The organism is Amycolatopsis sp. NBC_00345 (assembly GCF_036116635.1).
Lineage (GTDB): Bacteria > Actinomycetota > Actinomycetes > Mycobacteriales > Pseudonocardiaceae > Amycolatopsis.
Map to the genome: position 1 here is coordinate 9,474,669 of NZ_CP107995.1, position 22,455 is coordinate 9,497,123.

Genomic DNA, 22,455 nt, shown 5'->3' on the forward strand with positions numbered 1-22,455 from the left:
TGCGGTTCAAAGCGTGACACGCCCCGACGGCGCCCCCAAGTCCGTGCGACCAGCTTCACACGGCGGTGGCCTGCGCCTCGAGGACGACAGCGGCTCAGCCTCCCGGGTGATGACCGGAGACAACCAATCGCTGTTCACTGACGTCCTTGAAGTCGTCGTGACAACCACGACCATTGCGGAGAAAGGCAACGATGGGTACCCCTGCGAGCGCGCGCCCGCGCATCCCCGCCTGGAAGGCAAGGGCGGGTGGCATGGTTGCCACCGTCGTGCAGCTGGCGGCCGTCTTCTCGGTCATCCTCCTCATCGCCGGCGGGGCCCACGGCCGGCTGCTCAACGGCATCGACATGGCGTTCTCCGCGCTCAGCGTGCCGACCAACGCGAGCCTGGTGATCGTGCTGCTGCTGGTGGTGCTCGGCGGCGCGCTGCGGCGGCGCAAGAAGGCCGCGCTGTACACGCTGCTGCTGTTCCAGGTCGGCGGCCTGCTGATCACCCTGGCCATGCAGGCGGTGCTGATCTGGTCGCCCAGCCTGCTCTCGCTCGGCCCGCGCCAGATCCGGCACATCCCGATGCAGGTGTCGGTGCTCACGATCGCCGACGTGATCTCGGTCCTGCTGATCCTGTTCCTGCTCGTCCTGCGCCCGGCGTTCCCGGCGCGGCTCGCCCCGGGGGCCTGGCGCGACGGGCTGTCGGTGCTGCTCGGCGGCCTGCTCGTGGTGATCGTGCTCGGCTGGGCGCTGAGCGAGGCGTTCCCCGGCCACCTCGGCGACGCCTGGGAGCGGTTCGCCTGGGTGGTCAACCACGCGACCGGCGAGAACGTGCAGCTGCGGCGCATCGGCGTCGGCGAGGGCCCGGAGTGGCTGGACGTGTTCCTGGACCTGGGCGCGACGTTCGTCGCCACCGCCGCGCTGTACGTGCTCTTCCGCGGCGTACGCAGCCGTCGCCTCCGCACGGACGACGAGGAGCTGCGGCTGCGCCGGCTGCTCGCGGAGTTCGGCGAGGACGACTCCCTCGGCTACTTCGCGACCCGCCGCGACAAGAGCGTGGTCTTCGCCCCGAACGGCCGCGCCGCGGTCACCTACCGCGTGCTCGGCGGTACGAGCGTCGCCAGCGCGGACCCGATCGGCGACCCCGACGCGTGGCCGGACGCCGTGCGCGCGTGGCTCGACGAGACCCGTTCCTACGGCTGGACGCCCGGTGCGCTCGGCGCGAGCGAGCGCGGCGCCAAGGTGTACGCGGCCGCGGGCCTGAAAGCGCTGGAGTTCGGCGACGAGGCCGTGCTGGACATCCGCGAGTTCTCGCTGACCGGGCCCGAGCGCAAGTCCGTGCGCCAGGCCGTGAAGCGGATCGAACGGGCCGGCTACACCTCGCGGGTGCGGCGCCACAGCGAGATCCCGGACGACGAGATGGCCGAGCTGCTCGCGAGCGCCCAGGAGTGGCGGGGCGCGGAGACCGAGCGCGGGTTCTCCATGGCGCTGGGCCGGCTCGGCGACCCGAGCGACGGCCGCAGCGTGATGGTCGAGGCCTACGACGCCGAGGGCCGGCTGCGCGGGATGCTGTCGTTCGTCCCCTGGGGACGCCGCGGCCTCTCGCTCGACCTGATGCGCCGGGACCGTGACGCCGAGAACGGGCTCAACGAGTTCATGATCGCCGAGGTCGTCGCGGCCGGTCAGCAGCTGGGCGCGCAGCGGATTTCGCTCAACTTCGCCATGTTCCGTGCGGTGTTCTCCGAGGGCGAGCGGATCGGCGCCGGGCCGGTGCTGCGCGCGTGGCGCGGCGTCCTCGGCGTCGCGTCGCGCTTCTTCCAGCTGGAGTCGCTGTACCGGTCCAACGCGAAGTACGGGCCGGACTGGGAACCGCGGTTCCTCTGCTACTCCTCGGCCCGCCGGCTGCCGCGCGTCGGCATCGTCGCCGGCGCGCTGGAGGGCTTCGTGCCCACGGGCCGGTCACGCTCGCTGCGACTGGAGAACGTGGGGGAGGAGTTCGTCGCCGAGGCCAAGCGCATCGACGAGTCCTCGGCCAAGGCCGCGCCGAAGACCACGCGGCGGCCGGAGCAGGTGCGGGTGCGCGTCGCGAAGCTGGACAAGCTGCGGGAGCTGGGCGTCGACCCGTACCCGGTCGGCTTCCAGCGGGAGGACCTGCTGGGCGACATCGTGCGCAAGTACGGCGATCTGGCGCCGGACTCGCACACCGGGCACCGCGTCCGCGTCGCGGGCCGCGTGCTCGCCCTGCGGACCCTCGGTGGGCTGTGTTTCGCGCGGATCAAGGACTTCTCCGGTGAGCTGCAGCTGATGCTCGACGCACGCGAGCTCGACCTGTCCGGCTGGCGCGGTGGCATTGACCTCGGTGATCACGTCGGTGTGAGTGGTCAGGTGGTGACGTCGCGGCGTGGTGAGTTGTCGGTGCTGGTGGATGAGTGGACGGTGACGGCGAAGTGCCTGCATCCGTTGCCGGACAAGCGGAAGGGGCTGACGGATCCGGAGACGCGGGTGCGGCAGCGTTATCTCGACTTGGCGGTGAATCCGGAGTCGGCGCAGATGTTGCGGTTGCGGTCCACTGTGGTCCGAGCGGTGCGTGAGCGGTTGCATCAGGGTGACTATCTCGAGGTCGAGACGCCGATGTTGCAGACTGTCCACGGTGGAGCGAACGCGCGGCCGTTCGTCACGCACATCAACGCGTATGACATGCGGATGTATCTGCGGATCGCGCCGGAGCTGTATCTGAAGCGGCTGTGCGTGGCGGGGGTGGAGCGGGTTTTCGAGCTGAACCGGAACTTCCGCAACGAGGGCGTGGACGCCACACACAACCCCGAGTTCACCATGCTCGAGGCGTACCAGGCGTACGGCGACTACAACTCGATGCGGAACCTCACGCGCGAGCTGGTGCAGTACACGGCCGAAGCGGCGTACGGCGCGCAGATCGTGCGCCGGATCGACGCGGACGGGCGCGTGGTCGAGCACGACATCTCCGGTGACTGGCCGGTGATCCCGGTGCACGAGGCCATTTCCGCGGCGATGGGCGAAGAGATCACCTCTTCGACGTCGGTGGCCGAGCTGCGCCGGCTGTGCGCGGCGGCCGGGGTGCCGGTGGCCGAGGAGGCGGGCCACGGCGACCTGGTGCTGAAGGCGTACGAGCATCTGGTCGAGGGCTCCACTGTGCTGCCGACGTTCTACACGGACTACCCGACCGACGTGTCGCCGCTGACCCGTCAGCACCGCGTCGACCCGCTGCTGGCCGAGCGCTGGGACCTGGTCGCGTTCGGCTTGGAGGTCGGCACCGCGTTCACGGAGCTGACGGACCCGATCGAACAGCGGCGGCGCCTGGAGGCCCAGTCGCTGCGAGCGGCGAGCGGCGACGTCGAGGCCATGGAACTGGACGAGGACTTCCTGCTGGCGCTCGAGCACGGCATGCCGCCCACCGGCGGGCTCGGGATCGGCATCGACCGGCTGCTGATGATGCTCACCGGGACCTCGGTCCGGCAGACGGTGCTGTTCCCGTTCGTGCGCCCGCACGGCTGAGTGACGGTGCGGTCGCTGGTCGTGATCCTTGGTGTGGAGCGAAAATCACGGCTGTGACACCATCGCGAGCAACGTCGCACTTTGTCCCTTAGGGTGTCCGGGTGCGTGCTGCGCGAATCGCTGCGGTGGTCCTGTTCGCCATCGGACTAGTGGCGTATTCCGCGTGGTTGCTGGAGTTCGTCGTCCCGACCGGACTCTCACCGCTCGACCGGCCGGCCGAGGACCTGCTGGGCGCGAACCCGGTGTTCCGGATCGCGCGCGGGGTGGCGGGGCTCGCGTTCGTCCTGTCCGGACCGCCGCTGATGAGGCTGGCCCCGGTGCACTGGACGGGCCGGCTGAGCGCGATCTCGGTGTGCCTGTTCGGCTTCCTGATGCTGGCCGACGCCGCCCAGCCGGGGACGGCGGTCATCGACGTGGCGGCCAACCTCATGTTCGTGACGGGCGCGTTGAGCCTGGTGTTGTGGTGGCCGCCGCGCTGGCGTGAGTGGGCGGTCGGCGGGCTGGCGCTGGTGCTGGTGACGTGGGCGCTGGTGCTCGTCGCGGGGATTTTGGGGCCGGGGCACCTGGAGGGGTTGTTCACGCGGGTGCAGCTCGTGGTGCGGACGGTGCTGCTGGGGGTCGGCGTCATGTACGTCGTGGTGGCGCCGGTGCCTCGACGCGTCTGAAATTGTCGGTGGTGGCTGGGATGCTTCTGGGGTTCGGGTACGACCCCTCTGGAAGTGAGGCCCATCCATGGCTGGAAACGTCCCTCCGGTGACCGACGAGCGCAGCGGACTGCTGGGGTTCCTGGCCCAGCAGCGCCACGTGATCCGGGTAGCGGCACACGGATTGTCGGACGAACAGGCGAGAGCCGTGCCGAGCGCCAGCGAGCTGAGCGTCGGCGGCTTGGTGAAGCACGTGGCCAATACGGAGAGCGGCTGGATCGACCTGGTGCTGCAGCTGCCGCCGAAGCCGTTCGAGGCTGGCATGGCGGACTACTTCGAGAATTATCGGTTGGGGGAGTCGGAAACGCTGGAGTCGGTGCTGGACCGGTACGACCGCATCGCCGCCCGCACGGAAGAGGTCGTCGCGGGCATCCCGGACCTGGGCCGTCCGGTGCCGGTGCCGAAGGGAGTGCCCTGGTACCCGAAGGACGTGGACGCCTGGTCGGTCCGGTGGGTGCTCCTGCACTTGATCGAGGAGACGGCCCGCCATGCCGGGCACGCGGACATCATCCGGGAGTCACTGGACGGGGCCACGGCGATGCCGCTGATGGCCGCGGCGGAGGGCTGGCCGGAGACCGACTGGGTCAAGCCTTGGCGGAGTGCTCTGGTTTCTGGTTGACGGGTTTCTGGTTGATGGGCTTTGCTTCTGGCCCGTGGCCCGTGGCCCGTGGCCCGTGGCCCGTGGCCCGTGGCCCGTGGCCCGTGGCCCGTGGCCCGTGGCTGAGTCTGGTCTGTTCCATGGGACTTGGGCCAGGTCTGGTCTTGGGCCCGGTCCGGCCCGGGCTTGGGTTCGCCGGGTTGGGGTGACTGGGCCGGGTCGCGCCCCGGACCCTGGATTGTTGCCGTGTGAAGGCCAGGGGTCGGGTTACCAGTCCCTGAGGTGTCGGATTGCCGAGGGATTGGTGCCTGGGGTGTCGGGTTACCGAGGGCTGGTGCCTGGGGTGTCGGGTTACCGAGAGGCTGAGCGGCTGCGGATTTGCTTCCTGCACTTCTGGCGCCGACCGCCAAACCAGCGAGTCGATCTTGGTACACCTCTGACTTACACGGTTGTCATGACACGCCCCCTGATTCCGTTCGCCGTATCTGGAACGTCAGCCGCATCCGCCTTCTCCAGAACAGCATCAGCCTGTCTAGAACAGAGTCGGCTCGTCGGCGATGGCGCCTTCGATCACGAGCATGGTCCGTTTGGTCTGGACGCCGCCGTGCGCCGAGAACCCGCCGTCCTTCCCGCCGGCAGCCAAGACCCGGTGGCAGGGCACGACAATCGGAAACGGGTTGTGCCCCATGGCTTGCCCAACAGCCTGCGCCGACCCCGGCATCCCCAGCCGATGCGCGATGTCCCCATACGTCACCGTCTTCCCCGGCGAAACCGCCCGCGCGACCTCATAGGCCCGCCGATTGAACTCCGGCACCCCACTGAGGTCGAGCCCCACCTCCACCAAATCCCGCCGCTCCCCACCCAACAACGCGACGATCCCCTCCACCGCCACCCGCACCACATCCGGCACACCCCCGTGCCCTACCCCCGGCATCGACCCGAGCCCTGCCTCCGGCGCAGACCCGCGCTCTGCTTCCGGCGCCGGTTCGCGCCCCGCCTCTGGCGCTGCCTCCGGTACCAGCCCGCGCCCCGCCCCCGGCACCGCCTCGCGTCCTCCTTCCGGCACAGGCCTGCGCTCTGCTTCCGGCGCTGGTTCGTGTCCTGTTTCCGGCCCAGACCCGCGTGCTGTCTCCGTCACCGGCTCGCGCCCTGCCTCTGGCCGCGGCTCGCGCCCTGTTTCCGGCACACCCCCGTGCCCTACCCCCGACACCGGCCCGCGCTCGGCCCCCGTCACCAGCCCGCGCGCTGCCGCCGACACCGGCCCGCGCCCCGCCCCCGACACCAACCCACGCCCCGCCTCGGCCGAGACCCCGCCACCCGGCACATCCGCGCCGATCTCCGACACCGGGACCTCCACCGCGTCCGGGAACCTGGCCCGCAGCCGAGCGCGGGTGCGAGCCTCGGTGCCCTCCGGGAGCGTGGTGCCCACCAGCAACTCGCCCTGCCAGGCCACGCCGCACGGGCCGATCGGGGTGCCGAACACGGTGAACGCAACCGTCATCGCACCAGCGTACGAGCCACCACCGACAGAAACGCCACCAGCGCGACGGCATGCCCCCAAACCGCCCGCACCCACGCCGCGGCCCGCCACGCGTCGGACAGGCTCGGCGATATCTACAGCAAAGGTGTACAGTCTTGCTGTATTGATCCGCGAGAAGGAGACCCCCAGTGCGCCTCACCAAACACGCCCACGCCTGCGTCGAACTGGCCAAAGACGGCACGTCGATCGTGTTCGACCCGGGCACGCTCACTCCTGGGGCGAAGGACGCCGTCGCCCGCGCCGGGGCCGTTTTCATCACCCACGAGCACTTCGACCACTTCGACGACGCCCTGGTGGCCGAGGCCCTCGAGCTGCAGCCGGAGCTACAGGTCTTCGGGCCGGCGTCCGTCCTTGAGAAGCTCGGCGACCACGGTGGCCGGGTGCGCGCCGTCGTGGCCGGCGACGTCCTCGAGGCCGCCGGCTTCAGGCTCACCGTGCACGGCGAGCGCCACGCCGCGATCCACCCGGACATCCCGCTCGTCGACAACGTCGGGTACCTCGTCGACGGCTCCCTGTTCCACCCCGGCGACGCCTACTTCGCACCGGGCGTACCGGTGTCGACGCTGCTGCTGCCCACCAGCGGCCCGTGGACGAAGCTGGGCGAGGCGGCCGATTTCGTCCGCGCCGTCCGGCCGGAGCGTGTCATCCAGATCCACGAGCTGATGCTCAGCGACCTCGGCCGCCGGTCGACCGCCACCCTGCTGGGCGAAAACGGCCTCACCGGCGTGGCCATCACCGAAGTCCCCGCCGGTGACAGTGTCGAGCTGGCGGGGTGACGGCGGCGGTGGACAGCGACCGGCTCGCGGAGGACCTGCGCGCGGCCGTCGGGCACCTCGTCCGCGCCGCGAGGACGACGGACACGCTGCCGTCCGGCGAAGCGGCCGTCCTCGGCCACCTCGACCGCGAAGGCCCCGCCACCACGGCGGAACTCGCGCAGTGGCGCCAGATCCGCCACCAGACGGCGGCCAGGACGGTAAAGGACCTCGTCGACGCCGGCCTCGTCCGCACCGCGCCGCACGAGAGCGACGGCCGCAAGGTGGTCCTGCACCTCACGCCCGCCGGACACGCCCGGCTCGACAGCCACCGCCGGGCCCGCGCGGACCGCCTCGCCGCCGCCATCGACGACGCCCTCGACCCGGCTGAGCGCACGGAGCTGGTCCGGTGCGTCGAGCTGCTGACCCGGCTGACCGGTCACCTTCGCCAGGAGCCGTGACGAAAAAGGGCCTCCCCAACGCGCGTAGCGAGGGGAGGCCCCGTCAAGCGGGCCGGCGTCGTGAAGTCGGCTGGCCCCGTCAAGCGGGCTGACCGCTGTCAAGGGGCTGGCGTCGTAAAGTCGACTGGCCCCGTCATGCCGACTGGGCGCTGCCGCCGACCCAGTCCACAGCCGACTCGGGCTGCCGCCGAACCGATCCGCCGCCGACCAGCCCAGCCCAGCCGATCAGCTCAGCTCAACCGCCGAACCAACCCAGCCAGCCCAACCACCCCAACAGTCAGTCTTTCCGCTCCCGCCAGGAATTAGTGATCGGCAACCGCCGGTCCCGCCCGAAGGCCTTGAACGTGATCTTCGTGCCCGGCGGGTACTGCCGCCGCTTGTACTCCGCCTTGTCGACCATCTGCACCACACGGTCGATCGTCTCCGGGTCGAAGCCCGCCTTCAGCAGGTCGGCGTACCCGCGGTCGCCCTCGACGTAGTCGTCCAGGATGTCGTCGAGCAGGGCGTAGTCCGGCAGGGAGTCGGTGTCCACCTGGCCGGGGCGCAGCTCCGCGGACGGCGGCTTGGTGATCGAGTTCTCCGGGATCGGCGGAGTTTCGCCGCGCTTGGCCGCGTCGTCGTTGCGCCACCGCGCCAACCGCCACACGTGCGTCTTGAACAGGTCCTTGATCGGTGCGAACGCCCCCACCGCGTCGCCGTACATGGTCGAGTAGCCGACGGCCAGCTCGGTCTTGTTGCCGGTCGCGAGCACCAGGTGACCGTCCAGGTTGGACAGTGCCATGAGGAGCATCCCGCGGGTGCGCGCCTGGATGTTCTCCTCGGCCAGCCCGGTCAGCTTCAGCTGGTTCACGTACACCGAAACCATGTCCTCGACCGATTCCACGCGGTAGTGCGCGCCGATCCGCCGGGCCAGGTCCGCCGCGTCGTCCTTCGAGTGCCCGGACGAGTACTTCGACGGCATCGAGACGCCGTACACGTTGTCGCCGCCGAGCGCGTCGGCCGCCAGCGCCGCCACTACGGCGGAGTCGATGCCGCCGGAGAAACCGAAGGTGACCGACGCGAAGCCGTTCTTGTGCACGTAGTCGCGCAGCCCCACAACGAGCGCCGACCAGACCTCGGCCTCGTCGGAAAGCGGTTCGCTGATCACCGGGTCGGTCAGCGGCGGGTACGCCGGCAGCACCTGTTCGCTCAGCACCCGGCGCCGGACGTGCAGGCCCGCGAGTTCGCCGTCGGCCGCGTGGCCGCCCGCGGTCAGGTCCATGTCCAGCACCAGCAGGTGCTCCACGAACTGCGGCGCGCGCGCCAGCAGCGTCCCGTCCGCGCCGACGACCAGCGAGTCGCCGTCGAACACGAGGTCGTCCTGGCCGCCGACCTGGTTGGTGTAGACCAGCGGAGCGCCCGCCTCCGCGGCCCGGCGCGCGACCAGCGGCAGCCGCTGCTCGTCCTTGGCCCGCTCGTACGGCGAGGCGTTCGGCGACACCACCAGGTCGACTCCGGCGCGGCCGAGCGCGGAGATCGGCCCGCCGTCCTGCCAGACGTCTTCGCAGATCACCATGCCGACGTCGACGCCGTGCAGCCGCACGACCTCCAGCTCGGTGCCCGGCTTGAAGTAGCGGTGTTCGTCGAAGACGCCGTAGTTGGGCAGGTGGTGCTTGAACTGCCGGGCCACGACTTCGCCGCGGTACAGCGCCGCGGCCGCGTCTCGCGGGCCCACCTCGTCGAAGTCGAGGTAGCCGACGTAGGCCAGCACCTCGCCGCAGCCGGCCTCGTCGAGGCGGCGCGCGAGTTCTTCGACGGACTTGCGGGACGCGTCGGCGAACGTCCGGCGCAGCGTCAGGTCCTCCACCGGGTAACCGGTCTGGGACATCTCGGGGAACACGACGACGTGGGCGCCGGCCTCGGCGGCCCTGCGTGTCCACTCGACGGTGAGCGCGGTGTTCCCGTCGAGGTCGCCGACGGTGGTGTTGACCTGGGCCAGTGCGATGCGCAGTTGCGGCATGCCGCCATTCTGTCCCACCGCGGCGGCCCCAGCCGAGCGAATGTGGGCCAAAAGCCTTGTGAGTGTCTATGACGGTTAGAACCGTCATAGACACTCACAAGGCTGTGTCCAGCTGGGTCAGGCCTTCTTCATCTTCATCATGCTGCGCACCCGCTTGATCGTCTGCTCGAAGTCCGAGTCGAACGGGTTGTCGTGCACCAGGTAGGTCCACGTGGTGTTCGCGCGCCGCACGCCGTTGTCGGCGAGGTCGAGGCCATCGTCGGTGATCTCGGCCTCCTCCAGCGTCTTCGCCGCTCGCGACGCCGCCTCCGGGATGATCTTGTGGAACTCCGGGATGGCCGCGCGGTGGAACTCGTCCAGCGGCGTCTCCCGGGCCAGCGCCCGCAGGTGGATGCTCTCGCGCACGTCGGTCAGGTACGCGAGGTGGTCGGACCAGAGCTGGTCGATGTGGAACAGCAGCACCTCGCGGGACAGCTGCTCCAGCCGGGCCTCGTCGTCCAGCTTCTCCTTCAGTTCGGCGAACTTCTCCGGGTGCGCCTTCTCCAGGCCCTCGGCCGCCAGGCCCGTGCGCAGCACCTTGTCGCGGTGCTCCAGCAGCTCGGCGCGCTGCCGCTCGATCAGCCGCGTATAGCGCCAGGTATTGCGGTGGATCTCCAGGTCGACGCCCTCGGCCACCCGCTGGGCGTGGTTGATCTGCCGGTGCGCGGCCTGGTCGGTGACCTCGCCGGTCTCGGAGTCGGAGTCGATGCCCTCGGGGATGTCCGGCGCGTTCGACAGCACCAGGTCGTCGTTCAGGCTGGCGAAGAAGATCGCGCTGCCCGGGTCGCCCTGACGGCCGGAGCGGCCGCGCAGCTGCCCGTCGAGCCGGCTCGACGGGTACCGCGCGGTGCCGATCACGTGCAGGCCGCCCAGCTCGGCGACCTCCTCGCGGCTCGCGCCCTCGGTGCCGCCCAGCCGGATGTCGGTACCGCGGCCCGCCATCTGCGTGGACACGGTGACCGCGCCCTTCTTGCCCGCCTCGGCGATGATCGCGGCCTCTTCGGCGTCGTTGCGCGCGTTCAGCACGACGCACGGCAGCTCGGCCTTCGCGAGCTTGTCCGCCAGCTCCTCGGACTCGGCGACGTCCTGGGTGCCGACGAGGATCGGCCGCCCGGTCTCGTGCACCTTCCGGATCTCCTCCTCGATCGCGCGCAGCTTCTGCGACGGCGACCCGAATATCCGGTCCGGCTGGTCCTCGCGGACGTTCGGCGTGTTCGGCGGGATCACGGCGACCTCGAGCCGGTAGAACTCGCGCAGCTGCTCGGCCACCGCCACGGCGGTACCGGTCATGCCCGCGACCTCCGGGTAGCGCGCGAGCAGCGCCTGCACGGTGATCGAGTCGAGGATCTCGCCACGGTCGGTGGCCGCCACCTGCTCCTTCGCCTCGACGGCCGCCTGCAGGCCGTCCGGCCAGCGCTGCAGCTCGGCGACGCGGCCGCGGGCGGCGTTGATCAGCTGCACCTTGCCGTCGCGGACCAGGTAGTCGACGTCGCGGGTGAGCAGCGCGTGGGCGTGCAGCGCGACGTTGACGGCGGCGAGCCGATCGGAGCCGGAGTCGCCGTAGAGGTCGATGCCGCCGAGCGACTTCTCGACCACGGACGCGCCGGCGCTGGTCAGCCAGGCGTTGCGGCCGTCGGAGTCGGTCTCGTAGTGCAGGCCCAGCCGCAGCCGCCGGACGACGGTCGCGACCTCTTCGTCGGCGTCGTTGTGGTCGATCGAGCCGGCCATCACCAGTGGCACGCGCGCCTCGTCGACGAGCACGGAGTCGGCCTCGTCCACGATCGCGATCTCGGGGGCGCCCTGCACCAGGTCGTCGACCTCGGTCACCAGGCGGTCGCGCAGCACGTCGAAGCCGATCTCGGCGACGGCGCCGTAGGTGACGTCCTTGCCGTACGCCTCCTTGCGCTGCTCACGCGAGTGCGCGGGCTCGACCCAGCCGACGGACACGCCGAGCAGGTCGTACACCGGCCCCATCCACTCCGCGTCGCGTCGCGCCAGGTAGTCGTTCACCGTGACGACGTGCACGCTCTTGCCGCGCAGCGCGTGGCCCGCGGCCGCGAGCGCGCCGGCGAGCGTCTTGCCCTCACCGGTCTCCATCTGCACGACGTGCTCGCTGAGCAGGCCCATGGTGCCGAGCACCTGCACGTCGAACGCCCGCTCGTCGAGCGCCCGCCGGGCGGCCTCGCGGCCGAGCGCGCACACCTCGACCAGCTGGTCGTCGGTGAACGCGGTGGCGCCGGAGAGGCGCTCGCGCAGCTTGCCCGCGCGCTCGGTGAGCTCCGGGTCGGACAGCTTTTCGAGCTCGGGTTCGAGCTTTTCGACTGCGGGCAGCAGTGCCTCGTAACGCGTCAGCTCGACGCTGCCCGGCCGCTGGATGATCCGGCGGAGCCGCTTGCCCACCCGGCTGATCAGTGCCACCCCTGGTCTCCCGTCCTGTGTAACGCCGTGTCGCTCTGTACGCGGACCGCGGCCGGCCCCTACTCCCCAACGCGCCGGTGGTGCGTCCGAGTTCCGCGGCCGGATGGCACGATCAAACCGTGCCCCCTCATGTCAGCGCCAGCCCTCGTGCCCACCGAATCGCCGCTCTCGCGATGTCCGGCCTGCTCGCCGTCACGCTCGGGGCGTGTTCGACGAACACCGGCCAGGCCCTGCCGTCGCCGGCGACCGAGTCGCACGCACCGGTGGGGCCGGTGCCGGCGGGGCTGGAGCGCTTCTACGGCCAGAGCATGTCCTGGGCCGATTGCGCACCCTACGCGACCTCGGACGACGCGCAGTCCGCCTTCCGGGCGTCCGGCATCCAGTGCGCGCGCCTCACTGTCCCGCTGGACTATGGCAAACCGGACGGACAGACCATCAAGCTCGGCGTGCTGCGGCACAAGGCCAGCGACTCCGGCGCCCGGATCGGCTCGCTCGTGGTGAACCCGGGCGGCCCCGGCGCGTCCGGCATGGTCGCGGCCGCCGGCCTGCTCGACCAGGTCGCCAAGTTCGACCTGGGCCGGCGCTTCGACCTGGTCGGCTTCGACCCGCGCGGGATCGGCGCCAGCGAGCCGCAGATCCGTTGCCTGACCGACCCGGAGCGCGACGCCGACCGCGCGGACGACAGCGAGACGGACGGCTCGCCCGCCGGCGTCGCGAAGCAGGAGACGCAGGAGAAGGACTTCGCCGCCAAGTGCGCCCAGCGCACGACGTACGGCGACGACATGCTCGCGCACGTCGGCACGCGCGACGTCGTGAAGGACATGGACGTGCTCCGCTCGGTCCTCGGCGACCAGAAGCTGACGTACCTGGGCTACTCGTACGGCACGCGCATCGGCTCGACGTACGCGGAGGCGTTCCCCCAGAACGTCCGCGCGCTGGTCCTCGACGGTGCCGTCGACCCGGACCAGGACTCGGAGGACTCCCTGATCGCGCAGGGCCAGGGCTTCGGCACGGCGTTCGGCGAGTTCGCCAAGTGGTGCGCCGCCCGGCAGGACTGCGCGCTGGGCCCGAACGCGGCCGGCGCGGTGCAGGCGTTCCAGGGCCTGACCCGTCCGCTGATCGACTTCCCGGTGCCGGTCGGCGACGGCCGCAAGCTGTCCTACGAAGACGCCACCACGGGCGCGATCCAGGCGCTCTACCAGCAGAACCTCTGGGAGTACCTGAACACGGGCCTGAACGAGCTGAAGCAGCAGCGCGGCGCGACGCTGGAGAAGCTCGCGGACATCTACAACGAGCGTGGCGCCGACGGCCGCTACGGCACCACGCAGGACGCCTTCACCGCCATCCGCTGCGTCGACGACCCGCGGATCACCGACCCGAACGAGATCCTCCAGGCCCAGGAGAAGTACGTGCAGGTCGCGCCGTTCCTCGACGACGGCCGCCAGGCCAGCGCCGCCCGCGACGCCTGCGCGTTCTGGCCGGTGCCGAACACCTCGCAGCCGCACGAGCCGAACGTCGCCGGCCTGCCGAAGACGCTCACCATCTCCACCACGAACGACCCGGCCACGCCGTACCAGGCGGGCGTCAACCTGGCGAAGGCGCTGAAGGGCTCGCTGCTCACCTTCGAGGGCACGCAGCACACGGTGTTCCTGCAGGGCAACTCGTGCGTGGACAAGGTGGGCGTCGCGTACCTCGTGGACGGCACGACGCCGGCCGACGGCACGCGCTGCGCCGGGAGCTGACCGTGCGACGCCTGGCCGCCGTGGCGGCAGTGGCCCTCGCGGCCACGGCGTGCTCGGCGTCGCCCGCTCCCGCACCTTCGCCGACATCCGGCCCGGACGCGCTGGACCGATTCACCACCCAGCAACTCGCGTGGGGCGCATGCGCCCCGTACGGCCAGAACGACTTCGAGAAGCAGGCGTACGCGGATAAATCGCTCGAGTGCGCCAGCCTCACCGTGCCGTTGGACTACGCGAAGCCGACCGGCGACACCGTCACGGTCGGCTTGCTCCGGCACCGCGCGACGGACGCCGCGAAACGCGTCGGCGCGCTGGTCGTCGACCCCGGCGGTCCCGGCGGCTCCGGCATGATGTCCGCCGCGTCGCTGGTCAAACCGGCCGGCGACCTGGCGAAGGAGTTCGACTTCGTCGGCTTCGACCCGCGCGGCGTGCACGCGAGCCGGCCGCGGATCACCTGCCGGTCCGACGCCGAGCAAGACGCCGACCGCTCGTCCGACATCGAGAGCGACAGCTCGCCCGCGGGCGTCGAGAAGCAGCTCGCCGAGGCGAAGGCCTACGGCGCCGCTTGTGCGGCGCACACGGGCGCGGAGTTCCTCGAGCACGTCGGCACCCGCGAAGTCGTCCGGGACCTCGACGTGCTGCGCGCCGCCCTCGGCGAGCCGAAGCTGACCTACCTCGGCTACTCCTACGGCACGCAGATCGGCTCCGCTTACGCCGAGGCGTACCCGACCCGCGTCCGCGCGATGGTCCTCGACGGCGCCATCGACCCCGCGCTGGACCTCCCGCGCGCGTTGACCACGCAGATGGCGGGCTTCCAGGACGCGTTCGCGGAGTTCGCGAAGTGGTGCGCCCCGCGGTCCGGCTGCCCGCTCCAGGGCGACGCCACCGCCGCGTTCCAGCGGCTCGTCCGCCCGCTCGTGGCCAAGCCGGTCCCGGCCCGCGGCGCGCGGAAGCTTTCCTTCGAGGACGCCATCACCGGCACCAGCGCCGCGCTCTATTCGCGGCAACGCTGGGATTACCTGGCCACGGGCCTGCGGCAGCTCGCGCAGGGTCAAGGCGGCAATCTGCTGGACCTCGCCGACAGCTACTACGAGCGTGACCAGCAGGGCCACTACGGCGGGGAGATCGACGCGTACTTCGCCGTGCGCTGCGTGGACTTTGCCCGCGTCGCCGACCGCGCGGCCATCGACGCGGCGCACCGGCAGATGCTGGCGGGCGCGCCGTTCCTCGCGGGCGGCACGCCGGACACGAGCGAGCTGGACATCTGCTCGAACTGGCCCGTCCCGCCGACGTCGCGGGCGCACCAGCCGGCCCCGCCCCGCGGCCTGCCGAAGGTGCTGGTCGTCTCCACCACCCACGACCCGGCCACGCCGTATCAGCAGGGTGTCGACCTGGCCAAGGACCTTGGCGCCGCGTTGCTCACCTTTGAGGGCACACAGCACACGGCGTTCCTGAGCGGCAGCGCCTGCGTCGACAAAGCCGTCGGCGACTACCTGCGCACCGGCACCGCCGCCGACGCCCGCTGCGCCTAGCCGAGCGGCGCGGGAGCCGCCTGGTCCTGCTGCGAGAGCGTCACTTCGAACATCACCGGGCTGTCCCGCTCGGTCTCGGGCGGCACCTGCAGCCACAGCCGCGCGAAGCGGCGTGGCTCGCTCGCCGTCACCCAGACCTTCACCAGCACGTCGTCGTGGATCTGCGGCAGCAGCCGGGCAGCCACGGCAGCGGGCACGGACCCGCCGACGCGGTAGGTGTCCAGACCGTGCACCGGCTCGCGGATCTCCGTGCGCGCCCCGGACACGGCGCCGAGCATCGCCGACAGGCTGCCGTCCGCGCCGAGGAAACCGGCCACGGTGAACGGCGAGGGCCCGGTCCACGACACGCCGGAGGTGTCCTTCGTGGTCGCGGTGTCCCCGTCGAGCACGAAGTCGAACTTGTGGTCCTGCGCGCCGTTCTGCACCTGGGCCTGGCCGCTCGCGCGGCCGCCGTCGGCCAGGGCCGCGTCGCCGTCCAGCTGCCGCAGCGGCAGGCCGGGCAGCACCCCGTTCACGGCGACGGAGAAGTGCAGGCTCCGAACCTGGGAGAACGTCGTCTTCGCGGCGCCGAGCAACTCGCCGCCGGCGGGCAGCGAAGGTGACGCTGTGCAACCGCCGACGAGCCCGAGGAGCAGCAGCGCCGGCAGGAAGCGTCGGCAGCGCATGGCGGTGAGCCTACCCGGGTGGCCCGATCTTTTCGGCCGGTGTCCTTCAGGCCACTGTCGAACGGCGTGGCGACGAACCAGACTCACCTGCTGTGACCGTCGAAACCCGTCCCGCACCCCGTGTCCACCGCGCCTGGTTCGTGGCGGCGGCCGCGTTCGTCGCGCTGCTCGCCGCCGCCGGATTCCGCGCCGCGCCCAGCGTCCTGATCGACCCGCTGCACGAGGAATTCGGCTGGTCGCGCGCGACGATCGGCGCCGCCGTCTCGGTCAACCTCGTCCTGTACGGCGTCTTCGCCCCCTTCGCGGCCGCGCTCATGGAGCGCTTCGGCATCCGACGCGTCGCCGCGACGGCGCTGTTCGTCGTCGCGCTCGGCGCCGGCGGCACGGTGTTCATGAGCACCAGCTGGGAGCTGATCCTCTGCTGGGGCGTGCTGGTCGGCGCGGGCACGGGCTCGATGGCGATGAGCTTCGCCGCCACCGTCACCACCCGCTGGTTCGTCCGCCACCGCGGCGTCGTCACGGGAGTGCTGACCGCCGCGGGCTCGACCGGGCAGCTCGTCTTCCTGCCGATCGTCGCCACGCTCGCCGTCAGCAACGGCTGGCGCACGGCGTCGCTGGTCATCGCGATCGCGGCGCTCGCCGTGGTCCCCGTCGTGCTGCTCGTCGTCCGCGACCACCCGGCGGACATCGGCACCACGGCGTTCGGCGCCCCGGCCGACGCCGAGGTGGCCCGCCCGGTCCCGAAGGGCGGCTCGGCCCGCCGCGCGCTGGTGGTCCTCTTCCAGGCCGCGCGCACGAAGTCGTTCTGGCTGCTCGCGATCGGTTTCGCCATCTGCGGCGCCACGACGAACGGCCTGGTCGGCACCCACTTCATCCCCGCGGCCCACGACCACGGCATGCCGCAGACGACGGCCGCGAGCCTGCTCGCGCTGGTCGGGGTCTTCGACGTGGTGGGGACGGTCGCGTCGGGCTGGCTCACCGACCGCGTCGACCCGCGGCTGCTGCTCGGCGTCTACTACGCGCTGCGGGGCGTCTCGCTGGCGCTCCTGCCGCAGCTGTTCACGGACTCCGTCCAGCCGAGTATGTGGGCGTTCATCCTTTTCTACGGACTCGACTGGGTGGCCACGGTCCCGCCGACGGTCGCGCTCTGCATCCGGTCCTTCGACGAGGCGGGCCCGATCGTGTTCGGCTGGGTCTTCGCCTGTCACCAGGTGGGGGCGGCCTTCGCCGCTTCGGCGGCCGGCGCGGTGCGCGATCAGCTGGGCGATTACGCGCTGGCCTGGTACGTCGCGGCGGGCCTGGCGGTGATCGCGTCGGTGGCCTCGGTGTCGATCACCCGATCCGGGAAGCGTGAGCTCACTTTCGCGCGCTGAGGGGGAATTCACGCAGACAGGACTCTTCCGGCGCGTCGCGAAACATCCCGTTAACACGCTCTGGTTAGGGTGCGGCCATGGATCGCCAGCAGGAGTTCGTGCTCCGTACCTTGGAAGAGCGCGACATCCGTTTCGTCCGGCTCTGGTTCACCGATGTGCTGGGGTTCCTCAAATCCGTCGCGGTCGCGCCCGCCGAGCTGGAGGGCGCCTTCAGCGAGGGGATCGGGTTCGACGGATCGGCCATCGAGGGCTTCGCCCGGGTCTACGAGTCCGACATGGTCGCCAAGCCCGACCCGTCGACGTTCCAGGTGCTCCCGTGGGAGACCCCGGAAGGCGGGCCGTACTCCGCGCGCATGTTCTGCGACATCGCGATGCCCGACGGCTCGCCGTCGTGGGCGGACCCTCGGCACGTGCTGCGGCGCCAGCTGTCGAAGGCGGGCGAAGCGGGCTTCACCTGCTACGTGCACCCGGAGATCGAGTTCTTCCTCCTCGCCAACCTCCCCGACGACGGCAGCGAGCCCGAGCCCGCCGACAACGGCGGCTACTTCGACCAGGCCAGCCACGCGACGGCCACGCACTTCCGCCGCCACGCCATCGAGACCCTCGAGGCGATGGGCATCTCGGTGGAGTTCAGCCATCACGAAGGCGCGCCCGGCCAGCAGGAGATCGACCTCCGCTACGCCGACGCCCTGACCATGGCCGACAACGTGATGACTTTCCGTTACGTGGTCAAGGAGGTCGCGCTGACGCAGGGCGTGCGGGCCACGTTCATGCCGAAGCCGTTCACCGACCAGCCCGGCTCGGGCATGCACACGCACGTCAGCCTGTTCGAGGGCGACCGCAACGCGTTCTACGACGCGGAGGACCCGTACGAGCTGTCGGAGACCGGCAAGGCGTTCGTCGCGGGACTGCTGCACCACGCCAAGGAGATCTCCGCGGTCACGAACCAGTGGGTGAACTCCTACAAGCGCCTGATCCACGGCAGCGAGGCGCCGACCACGGTCTCGTGGGGCCGCGCGAACCGCTCCGCGCTCGTCCGGGTGCCGATGTACTCGCCCGGCAAGGCGTCGTCCCGGCGGGTGGAGATCCGGACGCTGGACTCGGCCTGCAACCCGTACCTGGCCTACTCGGTGATCCTGGCCGCGGGCCTGAAGGGGATCGAGAAGGGCTACGAGCTGCCGCCGCCTTCCGAGGACAACATCTGGCAGCTGTCGGACTCCGAGCGCCGCGCCGCCGGTTACGCGCAGTTGCCGCAGAACCTGGGTGAGGCCCTCGCGGAGATGGAGAAGTCGGAGCTGCTGCCGGACGCGCTCGGCGAGCACGTCTACGACTTCTTCCTCCGGAACAAGCGGGTCGAATGGGACAACTACCGGAGCGCGGTCACCCCGTACGAGCTCCGCACACTGCTGCCGGTGCTCTGATGGGGCGGCGGCCGGTGTTCCGAGTTCTCTCAGCACTGGTCGCCGCACTCGGCGTCGCCGCGATGACGGCGCCACCGGCTTCGTCGGCGAGCGGGTTCGACCTCGACTCCGCCGACATCCCCGCGCTGCAGGCACGGATGGCGTCCGGCCGGCTCACCGCGGTGGGCCTGACCAGGGCGTACCTCGACCGGATCCGGGCCGTGGACCCGCGGGTGAACGCGGTCCTGGCGCTCAACCCGGCGGCGCTCGCGCAGGCCGCCGCGAGCGACGTCCGGCACCGCACCGGCCGGGTCCGCGGGCCGCTCGACGGCATCCCGGTGCTGGTCAAGGACAACGTCGACACCCGCGACCAGCCGACGACGGCCGGTTCGCGCGCGCTCCGCAGCCGCCCAGCGGCCGACGCCACGCTGATCACCCGCTTGCGTGACGGCGGCGCGGTGATCCTCGGCAAGGCGAACCTGTCCGAGTGGGCGAACTTCCGCGCCGCGAAGCCGACTTCCGGCTGGTCGGGCGTCGGCGGCCAGACTCACAACCCGTACGTGCTGGACCACAACCCGTGCGGGTCGTCCGCCGGATCCGCGGCCGGCGTCGCCGCGTCGCTCGCGCAGGTCGCGATCGGCAGCGAGACGGACGGCTCGATCGTCTGCCCGGCCGGGATGACGGCGACGGTCGGGCACAAGCCGAGCCTCGGGCTGGTCAGCCGCACCGGGGTGGTGCCGATCTCCGCCGAGCAGGACACGGCGGGACCCATCGCGCGCAACGTCGTCGACGTCGCGTTGACGCTTTCGGTCCTGCAGGGCCGCGACCCCTCCGATCCCGCGACAGCGCTGTACCCGCCGACGCAGCCCACGGACTACGCGAAGCTGCTTCGCCCGGGCTCGCTGCGCGGCGCGCGAATCGGCCTCTGGCGTCTCCCGGTGCTGGGCCCGGACACCGACGCGGTCATGTCACGGGCGAAGGATTCGCTGGTCAAAGCCGGTGCGCAGGTCGTCGAGGTGACCCTGCCGTACCAGGACCGGCTGGGCGAGCTGGAGTTCCTGGCGCTGCTCACGGAGTTCCACCGCGACATCGACGCCTACCTGGCGAAGCGCCCTTCGGGACCGCGGAACCTGGCCGATCTGATCGCGTACAACCGCGCCGACCCGCTCGAGCAGACCTGTTTCGCCGGCCAGGAGCTGTTCGAGCAGGCGCTGGCCGCGCCGGGCCCGGACGACCCGGGGTACCGCGCGGGCCGGGCGGAGCTGTCGGACCTCGCGCGCCGCTCTCTCGACGAGACACTGGCGAAGTACCACCTCGACGCCATCGCGTCGCCGACGAACCCGCCCGCGTGGAAGACCGACTGCGCCACGGGTGACGACGACGTGATCCCGTCCTCGACCCCGGCGGCGGTCGCGGGCTACCCGGACGTCACCGTGCCGGCCGGGTTCGTCGGACCGCTGCCGGTCGGGATCTCGTTCATGGGCGCCCGGTGGTCCGACGGCCGGATGCTGGCGCTCGCGGCCGACTTCGAACGCGTCGCGCCGGCCCGCGTGCCGCCGAGCTACCTGCCTGAGCTGCCGCCGGCTCCCGTTTCTGGGCCCTGACCTGCGGCGATGGCGTTAAGTGACCCCCCTGTTTTCGGAGGGTTCCAGGCCATGTAATCTTCTCTTCGTCGCCAGGAACACCGGGTCGGCGGGGCCGAAAGCCCCACGGGCCAGGCGCCAGGGCCGAGCGGGTTGACACCGCGAAACGGACCAGGTAACGTTCAGCGTCGGCCCACGAGCGGCCGCCGACTCCCTACGACTAACACCGTAGGTACAGGCATGCTCGACCAAAAGCTTGTGAATATCGCTTGAAGCAATTAAGTGTGTTGCTTGAGAACTCAACAGTGTGCTAGTGAACTAAGCCAGTAGAGCTTATATGAAACCCCCTCGTTGGGGTTTCCTTTGAGAATGATTGAGAAATAGTCTCGATCGAACTGTTCATTGTTGGAGAGTTTGATCCTGGCTCAGGACGAACGCTGGCGGCGTGCTTAACACATGCAAGTCGAACGCTGAAACACTTTCGGGTGTGGATGAGTGGCGAACGGGTGAGTAACACGTGGGTAATCTGCCCTGTACTCTGGGATAAGCCTTGGAAACGGGGTCTAATACCGGATATCACCGACTCTCGCATGGGGGTTGGTTGAAAGTTCTGGCGGTACAGGATGAACCCGCGGCCTATCAGCTTGTTGGTGGGGTAATGGCCTACCAAGGCGACGACGGGTAGCCGGCCTGAGAGGGTGACCGGCCACACTGGGACTGAGACACGGCCCAGACTCCTACGGGAGGCAGCAGTGGGGAATATTGCACAATGGGCGAAAGCCTGATGCAGCGACGCCGCGTGAGGGATGACGGCCTTCGGGTTGTAAACCTCTTTCGCCAGGGACGAAGCGCAAGTGACGGTACCTGGATAAGAAGCACCGGCTAACTACGTGCCAGCAGCCGCGGTAATACGTAGGGTGCAAGCGTTGTCCGGAATTATTGGGCGTAAAGAGCTCGTAGGCGGTTTGTCGCGTCGGCTGTGAAATCTGGAGGCTTAACCTTCAGCGTGCAGTCGATACGGGCAGACTTGAGTTCGGTAGGGGAGACTGGAATTCCTGGTGTAGCGGTGAAATGCGCAGATATCAGGAGGAACACCGGTGGCGAAGGCGGGTCTCTGGGCCGATACTGACGCTGAGGAGCGAAAGCGTGGGGAGCGAACAGGATTAGATACCCTGGTAGTCCACGCTGTAAACGTTGGGCGCTAGGTGTGGGCGACATCCACGTTGTCCGTGCCGTAGCTAACGCATTAAGCGCCCCGCCTGGGGAGTACGGCCGCAAGGCTAAAACTCAAAGGAATTGACGGGGGCCCGCACAAGCGGCGGAGCATGTGGATTAATTCGATGCAACGCGAAGAACCTTACCTGGGCTTGACATGCGCCAGACATCCCCAGAGATGGGGCTTCCCTTGTGGTTGGTGTACAGGTGGTGCATGGCTGTCGTCAGCTCGTGTCGTGAGATGTTGGGTTAAGTCCCGCAACGAGCGCAACCCTTATCCTACGTTGCCAGCGCGTTATGGCGGGGACTCGTGGGAGACTGCCGGGGTCAACTCGGAGGAAGGTGGGGATGACGTCAAGTCATCATGCCCCTTATGTCCAGGGCTTCACACATGCTACAATGGCTGGTACAGAGGGCTGCGATACCGCGAGGTGGAGCGAATCCCTTAAAGCCGGTCTCAGTTCGGATCGCAGTCTGCAACTCGACTGCGTGAAGTCGGAGTCGCTAGTAATCGCAGATCAGCAACGCTGCGGTGAATACGTTCCCGGGCCTTGTACACACCGCCCGTCACGTCATGAAAGTCGGTAACACCCGAAGCCCATGGCCCAACCCCGCAAGGGGAGGGAGTGGTCGAAGGTGGGACTGGCGATTGGGACGAAGTCGTAACAAGGTAGCCGTACCGGAAGGTGCGGCTGGATCACCTCCTTTCTAAGGAGCACAACACATCCACCTGGCCGGGATACCCGGACCAACCATGGTGGAGTGGCTCGAGTCTAGAAGCCGACTGTGTTTCTGCTCGGGTTGCTCAAGGAATTGTGGAACTACTGGTCTAGGTGTTCAGGTGGTGACTGCGGTCGCCGGCGAGTACTGCACATGCTCTTCGGGGTGGGTGCGTGGAAAGTCGGGTTTCCGGGTCGGGTCT

14 protein-coding genes and 1 rRNA gene are annotated in these 22,455 nt (G+C 70.0%); 11 read left to right on the forward strand and 4 right to left on the reverse strand.

What is annotated here, in order from left to right; genetic code table 11:
• The first annotated feature begins 191 nt into the window (after positions 1–191).
• The 3 genes from lysX (at position 192) to OG943_RS43300 (ending at position 4,838) form a co-directional block, all read left to right on the forward strand.
• Positions 192–3,515 (forward strand): bifunctional lysylphosphatidylglycerol synthetase/lysine--tRNA ligase LysX, encoded by a 3,324-nt coding sequence (lysX, locus tag OG943_RS43290; protein ID WP_328606662.1) that lies wholly within the window; start codon positions 192–194, stop codon positions 3,513–3,515.
• 101 nt (positions 3,516–3,616) lie between these two features.
• Positions 3,617–4,180 carry a hypothetical protein gene (locus tag OG943_RS43295; RefSeq protein ID WP_328606663.1) on the forward strand — a complete coding sequence of 188 codons (564 nt, stop codon included), beginning with the start codon at positions 3,617–3,619 and terminating at the stop codon, positions 4,178–4,180.
• Between the two features lie 67 nt (positions 4,181–4,247).
• On the forward strand, positions 4,248–4,838 hold the full coding sequence (locus tag OG943_RS43300; protein WP_328606664.1) for a DinB family protein: 591 nt from the start codon (positions 4,248–4,250) through the stop codon (positions 4,836–4,838).
• 511 nt (positions 4,839–5,349) lie between these two features.
• Here the strand turns inward: OG943_RS43300 and OG943_RS43305 are convergent.
• Positions 5,350–5,883, reverse strand: coding sequence for a methylated-DNA--[protein]-cysteine S-methyltransferase (locus tag OG943_RS43305; RefSeq protein ID WP_442874844.1), 534 nt, complete (start codon positions 5,881–5,883; stop codon positions 5,350–5,352).
• Positions 5,884–6,485: 602 nt separating this feature from the next.
• Between OG943_RS43305 and OG943_RS43310 the strand changes: the two genes are divergently transcribed.
• A complete protein-coding gene (locus OG943_RS43310; RefSeq protein ID WP_328606665.1) occupies positions 6,486–7,133 on the forward strand; it encodes an MBL fold metallo-hydrolase in 648 nt (215 codons plus the stop codon).
• Positions 7,130–7,570, forward strand: coding sequence for a MarR family winged helix-turn-helix transcriptional regulator (locus OG943_RS43315; RefSeq protein ID WP_328606666.1), 441 nt, complete (start codon positions 7,130–7,132; stop codon positions 7,568–7,570). The genes OG943_RS43310 and OG943_RS43315 overlap by 4 nt, the downstream gene beginning before the upstream one ends.
• A 277-nt stretch (positions 7,571–7,847) precedes the next feature.
• Here the strand turns inward: OG943_RS43315 and OG943_RS43320 are convergent, their stop codons facing one another.
• Both OG943_RS43320 and secA2 read right to left on the reverse strand, forming a co-directional pair.
• On the reverse strand, positions 7,848–9,569 hold the full coding sequence (locus OG943_RS43320) for an NAD+ synthase (RefSeq protein ID WP_328606667.1): 1,722 nt from the start codon (positions 9,567–9,569) through the stop codon (positions 7,848–7,850).
• Positions 9,570–9,686: 117 nt separating this feature from the next.
• Positions 9,687–12,026 (reverse strand): accessory Sec system translocase SecA2, encoded by a 2,340-nt coding sequence (gene secA2, locus OG943_RS43325; protein WP_328606668.1) that lies wholly within the window; start codon positions 12,024–12,026, stop codon positions 9,687–9,689.
• Between the two features lie 173 nt (positions 12,027–12,199).
• Here secA2 and OG943_RS43330 point away from each other — a divergent pair, with 173 nt between their 5' ends.
• Both OG943_RS43330 and OG943_RS43335 read left to right on the forward strand, forming a co-directional pair.
• On the forward strand, positions 12,200–13,768 hold the full coding sequence (locus tag OG943_RS43330; RefSeq protein WP_328612330.1) for an alpha/beta hydrolase: 1,569 nt from the start codon (positions 12,200–12,202) through the stop codon (positions 13,766–13,768).
• Positions 13,769–13,770: 2 nt separating this feature from the next.
• On the forward strand, positions 13,771–15,297 hold the full coding sequence (locus tag OG943_RS43335; RefSeq protein ID WP_328606669.1) for an alpha/beta hydrolase: 1,527 nt from the start codon (positions 13,771–13,773) through the stop codon (positions 15,295–15,297).
• Here the strand turns inward: OG943_RS43335 and OG943_RS43340 are convergent.
• Positions 15,294–15,962 carry an LppX_LprAFG lipoprotein gene (locus OG943_RS43340; protein WP_328606670.1) on the reverse strand — a complete coding sequence of 223 codons (669 nt, stop codon included), beginning with the start codon at positions 15,960–15,962 and terminating at the stop codon, positions 15,294–15,296. The genes OG943_RS43335 and OG943_RS43340 overlap by 4 nt on opposite strands.
• Positions 15,963–16,054: 92 nt before the next feature.
• Between OG943_RS43340 and OG943_RS43345 the strand changes: the two genes are divergently transcribed.
• The 4 genes from OG943_RS43345 (at position 16,055) to OG943_RS43360 (ending at position 22,241) form a co-directional block, all read left to right on the forward strand.
• A complete protein-coding gene (locus tag OG943_RS43345) occupies positions 16,055–17,335 on the forward strand; it encodes an MFS transporter (protein WP_328606671.1) in 1,281 nt (426 codons plus the stop codon).
• Positions 17,336–17,412: 77 nt separating this feature from the next.
• Positions 17,413–18,756 carry a type I glutamate--ammonia ligase gene (gene glnA / locus OG943_RS43350; RefSeq protein ID WP_091629784.1) on the forward strand — a complete coding sequence of 448 codons (1,344 nt, stop codon included), beginning with the start codon at positions 17,413–17,415 and terminating at the stop codon, positions 18,754–18,756.
• A complete protein-coding gene (locus tag OG943_RS43355; protein WP_328606672.1) occupies positions 18,756–20,339 on the forward strand; it encodes an amidase in 1,584 nt (527 codons plus the stop codon). Before glnA ends, OG943_RS43355 begins: the two co-directional genes overlap by 1 nt.
• 381 nt (positions 20,340–20,720) lie before the next feature.
• Positions 20,721–22,241 (forward strand): 16S ribosomal RNA (locus OG943_RS43360).
• Positions 22,242–22,455: the final 214 nt, after the last annotated feature.

Bases quoted from the DNA above. Each gene is read 5' to 3' on its own strand.
- lysX (WP_328606662.1), top strand. From the start codon at position 192: ATGGGTACCCCTGCGAGCGCGCGCCCGCGCATCCCCGCCTGGAAGGCA.
- OG943_RS43300 (WP_328606664.1), top strand. From the start codon at position 4,248: ATGGCTGGAAACGTCCCTCCGGTGACCGACGAGCGCAGCGGACTGCTG.
- OG943_RS43320 (WP_328606667.1), bottom strand. From the start codon at position 9,569: ATGCCGCAACTGCGCATCGCACTGGCCCAGGTCAACACCACCGTCGGC.
- OG943_RS43330 (WP_328612330.1), top strand. From the start codon at position 12,200: ATGTCCGGCCTGCTCGCCGTCACGCTCGGGGCGTGTTCGACGAACACC.
- OG943_RS43340 (WP_328606670.1), bottom strand. From the start codon at position 15,962: ATGCGCTGCCGACGCTTCCTGCCGGCGCTGCTGCTCCTCGGGCTCGTC.
- glnA (WP_091629784.1), top strand. From the start codon at position 17,413: ATGGATCGCCAGCAGGAGTTCGTGCTCCGTACCTTGGAAGAGCGCGAC.
- OG943_RS43355 (WP_328606672.1), top strand. From the start codon at position 18,756: ATGGGGCGGCGGCCGGTGTTCCGAGTTCTCTCAGCACTGGTCGCCGCA.